This window comes from Cupriavidus sp. FW305-46 (assembly GCF_058787075.1).
Genome location: NZ_JBYSZI010000014.1, coordinates 106736 through 114145, shown reverse-complemented (window position 1 = coordinate 114145; position 7410 = coordinate 106736). Strand labels below are relative to the sequence as shown.

Annotated in this window: 7 protein-coding genes; 2 read left to right on the top strand and 5 right to left on the bottom strand. The window is 68.0% G+C overall.

What is annotated here, in order from left to right; translation table 11 throughout:
* The 5 genes from AC3WON_RS09620 to AC3WON_RS09600 all read right to left on the bottom strand — a co-directional run.
* Nucleotides 1–128, bottom strand: a 128-nt coding sequence (locus AC3WON_RS09620; RefSeq protein WP_492320552.1) for an SDR family NAD(P)-dependent oxidoreductase, incomplete at its 3' end; no start/stop codon positions are given.
* Between the two features lie 56 nt (nucleotides 129–184).
* Nucleotides 185–1147, bottom strand: coding sequence for a Bug family tripartite tricarboxylate transporter substrate binding protein (locus tag AC3WON_RS09615; RefSeq protein ID WP_492320451.1), 963 nt, complete (start codon nucleotides 1145–1147; stop codon nucleotides 185–187).
* A gap of 31 nt (nucleotides 1148–1178) precedes the next feature.
* Nucleotides 1179–2420, bottom strand: coding sequence for a CaiB/BaiF CoA transferase family protein (locus tag AC3WON_RS09610; protein ID WP_492351696.1), 1242 nt, complete (start codon nucleotides 2418–2420; stop codon nucleotides 1179–1181).
* Nucleotides 2421–2440: 20 nt separating this feature from the next.
* Nucleotides 2441–3817 (bottom strand): MmgE/PrpD family protein, encoded by a 1377-nt coding sequence (locus AC3WON_RS09605; protein ID WP_492351695.1) that lies wholly within the window; start codon nucleotides 3815–3817, stop codon nucleotides 2441–2443.
* Between the two features lie 16 nt (nucleotides 3818–3833).
* Nucleotides 3834–5000 (bottom strand): acyl-CoA dehydrogenase family protein, encoded by a 1167-nt coding sequence (locus AC3WON_RS09600; protein ID WP_492351694.1) that lies wholly within the window; start codon nucleotides 4998–5000, stop codon nucleotides 3834–3836.
* Between the two features lie 255 nt (nucleotides 5001–5255).
* On the opposite strand from AC3WON_RS09600, the gene AC3WON_RS09595 reads away from it, so the two are divergent.
* Both AC3WON_RS09595 and AC3WON_RS09590 read left to right on the top strand, forming a co-directional pair.
* Nucleotides 5256–6317 (top strand): MaoC family dehydratase, encoded by a 1062-nt coding sequence (locus tag AC3WON_RS09595; protein WP_492320455.1) that lies wholly within the window; start codon nucleotides 5256–5258, stop codon nucleotides 6315–6317.
* Nucleotides 6318–6362: 45 nt separating this feature from the next.
* Nucleotides 6363–7355: an HpcH/HpaI aldolase/citrate lyase family protein gene (locus AC3WON_RS09590; protein ID WP_492351693.1), complete on the top strand. Its 993-nt coding sequence runs from the start codon at nucleotides 6363–6365 to the stop codon at nucleotides 7353–7355.
* The last annotated feature ends 55 nt before the right edge of the window (nucleotides 7356–7410 follow it).

The following is a 7410-nucleotide window of genomic DNA, read 5'->3' as shown; positions in this document are numbered from 1 at the left end:
ATCGACACGCCGAGGTCATTGACCACCACCTTGGCGCCGGCGGCGGCCAGTGCCAGCGCGATGCCGCGCCCGATTCCGCCACCGGCGCCCGTTACCAGCGCCACCTTGCCTTGCATGGATCCACTCATTTTGCTGCTCCTGAACATAAGAATTGATGGTTTCACGCGCTGCGAGCGCCGCGGGCCTATTCCGGCCGGATCCCGGCTTTGGCGGCCACGCCGCGCCACAGCGCGAGGTCGCGCGTGATGTGCTCGGTCAGCTCCGCGGGCCCGGTCAGCATGGGCTCATAGCCGGCCTTGCGGATGCTTTCTTCGTAGGCCTTGTCGCGGCCGAGCGCAAGGTTGGCCCGGGTGAGTGTGTCCACCACCGTGCGCGGCAGGTTGGGCGGCCCCAGCACGGCAAACCAGCCACTCATGCTGTAGTGCCTGATGCCGGCTTCGGCCATGGTCGGCACGTCGGGCAGCGCCGGGCTGCGGCGGGCCGACGTCACGGCCAGCGCCCTTACGGTGCCGCCGCGGATCTGTCCCACCGCGGTGCCGGTAGCGTCGAACATGAAGTCGATCTTGCCGCCGAGCAGGTCGGTGGTCGCCTGCGCGCTGCCCTTGTAGGGCACATGCAGCATGGTGGTGCCGGACATCTGCGCCAGCAGCTCGGCACACAGATGGTTGGACGCGCCGATGCCGGCGGAGCCGTAGGTAATGCCGTTGCGCTTCGCTGCGGTGCGTGTCAGGTCGGCAACGCTGCGCACCGGTGAGCCGGCTTTCACCAGCAGGACGTTGGCATAGTCGCTGACCAGACCGATCGGGGTGAAGCTCTTCACGGGATCATAGCCAACCGCCTTTTGCACCACTGGCACCATCGTCATCATCGGACTGGTGACAAAGATCAGCGTATAGCCGTCGGGATCCGCATGCGTGACCATGTTGGCAGCGATGCCGCCGGTGGCGCCGGCGCGGTTATCGACGATCACCGGCTGCTTGAGGATCTCGCCCAGGCGCGCGGCGTAGCTGCGGGCGGCTACGTCGGTGGGGCCGCCGGCGCCAAAGCCGACCATCAGGCGGATCGGGCGTGAGGGGTAGGCTTGCGCGTGGCTGGCCGTCGCCGCCGCGGCGAGCATCAGCCCGGTGAAGAGTGCTTTCAGTTTCATTGTGTCTCCTGTTGACGGGTGTGTGGTGACGTCAGCGGATTGCCCCGGCCGCGCGCATGCCCCCGATCTCTTCCTGCGCATAGCCCACCGCCAGCAGGATCGCGTCGGTGTGCTCGCCAAGCATGGGCGCGCGCTGGCGCACCGCGCCGGGGGTGGCGCTGAGCTTGATCGGCACGCCGGCGATCTTGACCGGCGTGGCCGAGCCCGGCTGCTCAACGTCGGCCAGCATTTCGCGCACACGGTAGTGCGGGTCCGAGAAGATCTCCGCCGAGGTGTAGACCGGACCGAACGGCACCTTGCCGCCCAGGCACTGTGCGATCTCCTCCTTGGTGCGCGCCGTGCTGAAGGCCTCGATGGCGTCAATCACTTGCTGCGCGTTGCGCACGCGCGCGGCGTTGGTGGCGAAGCACTCGTCGGTGGCCATGTCGGGCCGGCCGATGGCATGGGCCAGCCGGGCCCAGAAGGCGTCGGTGGCGCAGGCGATCGAGACATGGCCATCGCGGGCGCGGAACAGGCCGAACGGGCACAGCAGGGGGTGGCGGTTGCCTTCCGGCGCAGGCACGGTGCCGGTGTAGGAGGTCTGGTAGACGATGCGCTCGCACATGGCCAGCACGGCGTCCGTCATGGCCACGTCGACGAACTGGCCTGCGCCGGACTCGCGGGCGCGATGCACCGCGGCCAGGATGCCGATGCACAGCATCAGCGCCGGCACGGTGTCACCCACGCCGGGGCCGATCTTGGTGGGCGTATCGCGGTCCGGGCCGGTGATTCCCATCATGCCGCCCATGGCCTGCGAGACCACGTCATAGGCCGGCCATTGCGCATAGGGGCTTGCGCCGCTGCGCGGATCGCCGAAGCCGCGCACGGTGCCGTAGACCAGGCGCGGATTGGTCTCGCGCAGGGTCTCATAGGCCAGCCCTAGGCGCTCCATCACGCCGGCGCGGAAGTTTTCGACCACGATGTCGGCGCGGTCGATCAGCTTGCGCACGATCTCGCGGCCCGCCTCGGTCTTCAGGTCGACGGCGATCGATTGCTTGTTGCGGTTCACGCTCTGGAAATAGCCGCCAAAGTCGCGCAGCGTGTCGTCGGCGCAGAAGGGGCCGGTGACGCGCGTGCCGTCGCCGGTCATGGCTTCGACCTTGATGACTTCGGCACCGTGGTCGGCCAGCACCTGCGTGCAGAACGGGCCGGCCAGCATCTGGGTGAGGTCTACCACGCGCAGGCCGGCGAGAGCGCCAGCGGGCTTGGAAGCGGACGGTTGTGATTGCTGCATGCTTGACTCCGAGGGGTGGCTCAGGCGGAGGCGCCGGCCATGAAAGCGTGGATGCGGGGATACAGCGCGGCAGCCGGCAGCGCATCGAGTTCCTCGACGAAGGTCCACAGCGCTTCCGCTTGTGCCGCGCCGACCAGGGCCGCGGCCTTGGTCCTGAGCTTGGCGGCCTTGTGCGCGTAAGGCATCGGATCGCTCAGTTCGACGTGTGTGGTGTGGACGTTGCTGGCGCGCGTGTCGACGCGCGCGTGGCAGGCCGTGTCGGCAATCGCCGGATCGGCTTCGATGATCACGCGGCGGGCGAGGCCGAGCAGCATGGGGTCTTCGCAGCGCGCGTCGGCAAATGAATCGAGCGCAGCGGTGTCGATGCCGGCCAGTATCATCGCCGCGGTCAGCGACAGGCTGAACTTGGCTTCCAGGCCGGTGCGCGGCCGTTCGATGCAGCAGACCGGCAGCCACTGCGGGTCGATGCGCAGCGTGACCCGTTCGATGTCCTGCGCATGCAAGGCGTGGTCCGCGCGCAGCGCCAGCAGCGCCTCCAGGGCAGGGTGGGTGCCGTGGCAACAGGCGTGGAACTTGTATTGCACATCGGCAAAACGGAAGACGTCCGGCAATCCGTCGAAGGGGGCAGCCACGTTGCCTTCGCGCGCGCCGTGCGTGGCCGCAAAGCCGCCGGCGCACTCGATTGCGTCGGGACGCGAAATGAAGCCGAGGGCGGCCAGCGTGGCCGCCTCGACCCCACTGGATGCAGCCATGCCGGCATGGAAGGGCTTGCTCATGGTGCCGAACTGGCATTTGAGGCCGCTCGCCCGGGTGGCGGCCAGGCCAAATGCGTAGCCAGCCTGCGCCGCATCGAGCCCGAGCAGGCGCGCGCTTGCCGCCGTGGCGCCAAAGGCGCCCGAGGTGGCGGTCTGGTGGAAGCCGGCGTTGTAGTGCGGCCGGCCCAGCCACCCGCCCACGCGGCAGGTCACCTCGACGCCGGTCAGGAAGGCTTCCAGCACGGCCTTGCCGTCAGCCTGCTGTTGCTCGCCGAGCGCCAGCGCGGCGGGCAACACGGCGACGGTCGGGTGCCCGACAAAGTCGAAGTGGGTGTCGTCGTAGTCCAGTGCATGCGAGACCGCGCCATTGAGCAGCGCCGCTGCGCGCGCCGGCACACGTTCGGCCATGCCGAAGGCGCTGGCCCGCGGGGCGCCGGCTTCGCCCCGGACCAGCCCGCGCACCGCCTGACTGACGGGCTCGCTGGCGCCGGCCAGCGCCACCGCGAAGAAGTCATAGACTGACAGGCGGGCAATGCCGAGCGCCTGCTCGGGAAAGCGCAATGCGCGGTCGACCGCGAAACGCGCCGCCTGCCGGCTGATGCCGGCGCCGGCAAGATCCGTCGATGGCGTGGAGGCGTGCATGGTCAGGCTCCGGCGTTCAGGCTTCGACCTTGCCCAGCATCGCATCGGAGATGATGCGCATCTGGATCTCGGAGGTCCCCTCGAAGATCTTGGTCAGGCGTGCATCGCGCCAGTAGCGCTCGGCCGCGAAGTGCGTGGTGTAGCCGGCGCCGCCGTGGACCTGCAGGCCTTCGCTGGTGACGCGCTCCGACATCTCGCTGGCGAACAGCTTGACCATGGCCGCTTCGGTGGAGCAGCGCTGGCCGTCGTCGATCTGCTCGCACACGGCGTAGAGCAGCGCGCGCGAGGCTTCGATCTGCGTGGCCATGTCCGCCAGCTTGAAGCGGATCGCCTGGAAGTTGCCGATGGGGTTGCCGAACTGGGCGCGCTCGCGTGCGTACAGGATGGCATCTTCCAGGCTGCCCTGGGCCAGCCCGATCGAGCGCGCGGCGGTGTGGGCGCGGGCGGTTTCCAGGCCGGCTGTGGTCAGGTAGAAGGCTTTGCCTTCCTCGCCGACCATCTTGTCGGCCGGCACGCGGCAGTTGTCGAAAGCCAGCTCCCAGGTGCTCCAGCCGTAGTAGCCGATCTTGGGGATGGGGCTGCCCTTGACACCCTCGGGCAGCTGGCCGCGCGGCTTTTCGATCATGAAGGCGGACAGGCCACGGTGGCGGGCCTTGGGGTCGATCACGGGGTCGGTGCGGCAGACCACCAAGATGAAGTCGGCCTCGTCGGCGAAGGTGCACCAGTACTTGCTGCCGGTAATGACCCAGTCGTCGCCGTCGCGCACGGCGCGGCACGAGATATTGGCCACGTCGGAGCCGGCGTTGGGCTCCGACAGCGAGAATGCGCCGAGGAATTCGCCGCGCGCCATGCGCGGCAGGTAGTCCGCCTTCTTCTCGGGCGACAGGCCCTTGAGCGCGCCGATCAGGCCGTTGCCGCGCGCGATCATGCTGCCCACGCTCATCCAGCCGCGCGACAGCTGCTCGGCCACCAGGCAGTACTCATAGGCGCCCAGGCCCAGGCCGCCGTATTCCTCGGGAATCAGGATGCCGAAGTAGCCCAGTTCGGCCATTTCATCGATCAGCTCGCGCGGGATCTGGCCTTTCTCGGGGTCCAGCTTGTTGGCGATTGGCAGGACGCGGTCCATGGTGAATTGCCTCGCGGCGTCCTGGATCATGCGCCGCTCGTCGGTCAGATTTTGCACGTTGCGCTCCTTTGGTCGGTTCCTGCGATGTCCGGTATCCGGCTTTATGTACGTACATAGTAAGAGATAAGAGCGCTTGGGTGACAAGTCAAATCGGCCGGGCCACCCGTATTGGGTGGGATAATTTCCCCTAATTTTCCCGGATACCTTCAACCTTCTCCCGATCATTGACAGACGTAGTCGCTCCGTCCATTATGTACGGACATAGTGATAGTGGGAGACGAGATCTTCCGCCAGTCGAGGAGAGAAGGAGCCATGCAGAAGAACCGGAGCGGCAATTTTTTTGAAGACTTCCGCGTGGGCATGCGCATGCGCCACGCCACGCCGCGCACGCTGACCGAAGGCGACCGCAGCCTGTACATCGGCCTGACCGGCAGCCGCGCGGCGCCGGGCACTGCCGACACCAATGCGGCGCAACTCGGGCTGGCGCGCCGGCCGCTGGAAGACCTGCTGGTGTTCAACACCGCGTTCGGCAAGACCGTGCCGGACATCTCGCTCAATGCCGTGGCCAACCTGGGCTATGCCGATGTGCGCTTCCTGGCCCACGTTTATCCGGGCGATACGCTGTCGGTGGAGAGCGAGGTGATCGGCCTGAAGGAGAACTCGAACCGCAAGAGCGGCGTGGTCTATGTGCGCTCTACCGCGCACAACCAGCACGGTGAAGCGGTGCTGACCTGGATCCGCTGGGTCATGGTGCACAAGCGCGACCACGCCGCCGCCTGCGGCGAGGCCGTGTTGCCCGCGACCGGGCCGGTGGTGCCGGCAGCGCGGCTCTGGCATGGCGGCTACGGCCCCGGCGTGCGCGAGATCTGCGCCATGACCGGCGTGCAGGACCTGTGGGAAGACTACGCGGCGGGCGAGCGCCTTGACCACCCCGGCGCGATGACGGTCAACGACAGTGACCATAGCATTGCCACCCGGCTCTACCAGAACACGGCCCGGGCGCATTTCGACGGCTTTGCGATGGCGGCCAGGGGCGGCCAGCGCCTGGTATATGGCGGCCACATCATCTCGCTGTGCAAGGCGCTCTCCTATGACGGCCTGGAGAACGGCCTGTCGATGCTGGCGATCAACGGCGGCAGCCACGTCAATCCCACCTATGCCGGCGACACCATCGCCTGCGCCACCCAGGTGGTGGAAAAGCTCGACCTCGGGCTGGCGCATGTCGGCGCGCTGCGCCTGCGCACCATCGGCATCAAGAACGCAGCAGCCGGCACGGTGGTGTTTCCGCCCGCCGCCGACGGCAAGCCCGCCCATCCGGCCAACGTGGTGCTGGACCTCGACTACACCATCGCCATGCCGCGCCGCGGCCGCTGAGCCGGCTTGCGTACCCATTCCAACATCCGCTTCCAGGAGCCATCCATGACCACCACCCATCCGCGCGACGCGCTGTTTGCCGGCGAGAAATCCTTCCCGGTGCTGGCCGCGTGCGAGCACTTTGCCGGCAGCGAAAAGCTGATCGGCAAGGCTTTCGACCTGCAGGTCGAGTACGGCCCCGTCTTTGACGTGACCTGCGATTGCGAAGACGGCGCCGCCGCCGGCCAGGAGCGCGAGCATGCCGCCATGGTGGCGCGCATGATCGCGTCGGAGCGCAACCGCCACGGCCGCGCCGGCGCGCGCATCCACGATCCCGCGCATCCGGCCTGGCGGCAGGACGTCGACATCATCGTGGGCGAGGCCGGCAGCCGCCTGGCCTATCTCACCGTGCCCAAGGCCACCAGCCACCAGCAGGTGGCCGAGGTGATCGGATACATCGGCCAGGCCGCGCGCAAGGCCGGGCTTGGCCGCGAGATCCCGGTCCACGTGCTGGTGGAAACGCACGGCGCGCTGCGCGATGTGTTCCAGATCGCGGCGCTGCCCAATATCGAGGTGCTGGACTTCGGCCTGATGGATTTTGTCAGCGGCCACCACGGCGCCATCCCGGCGGCGGCGATGCGCAGCCCCGGCCAGTTCGAGCACGCGCTGCTGGCGCGCGCCAAGGCCGACATGGTGGCCGCGGCGCTGGCCAACGGCATCGTGCCGGCGCACAACGTCTGCCTGAACCTGAAGGATGCCGAGGTGATCGGCGGCGATGCCACGCGCGCGCGCAACCAGTTTGGCTTCCTGCGCATGTGGAGCATCTATCCGGCGCAGATCCTGCCCATCGTCAATGCCATGCGTCCCGATTTCACCGAGGTGGAGGACGCGGCCGGCATCCTGTGCGCGGCGCAGGACGCGGACTGGGGCCCGATCCAGCACCAGGGCGAGCTGCATGACCGTGCCACCTATCGCTATTTCTGGGGCGTGCTGGAGAAGGCCAAGGTCACCGGCATGACGGTGCCGGCCGAAGCCGACAAGCGCTTCTTCGCGGCCTGAGGCGCGCGGTCCCGGGGCGCCGCCGCTTGCCTTACAATGCGCGGACCCATTTCCA

What these genes read in the sequence shown, in the direction of transcription:
- AC3WON_RS09615 (WP_492320451.1), bottom strand. Translation starts at nt 1,147, where the DNA reads ATGAAACTGAAAGCACTCTTCACCGGGCTGATGCTCGCCGCGGCGGCG.
- AC3WON_RS09610 (WP_492351696.1), bottom strand. Translation starts at nt 2,420, where the DNA reads ATGCAGCAATCACAACCGTCCGCTTCCAAGCCCGCTGGCGCTCTCGCC.
- AC3WON_RS09605 (WP_492351695.1), bottom strand. Translation starts at nt 3,817, where the DNA reads ATGCACGCCTCCACGCCATCGACGGATCTTGCCGGCGCCGGCATCAGC.
- AC3WON_RS09595 (WP_492320455.1), top strand. Translation starts at nt 5,256, where the DNA reads ATGCAGAAGAACCGGAGCGGCAATTTTTTTGAAGACTTCCGCGTGGGC.
- AC3WON_RS09590 (WP_492351693.1), top strand. Translation starts at nt 6,363, where the DNA reads ATGACCACCACCCATCCGCGCGACGCGCTGTTTGCCGGCGAGAAATCC.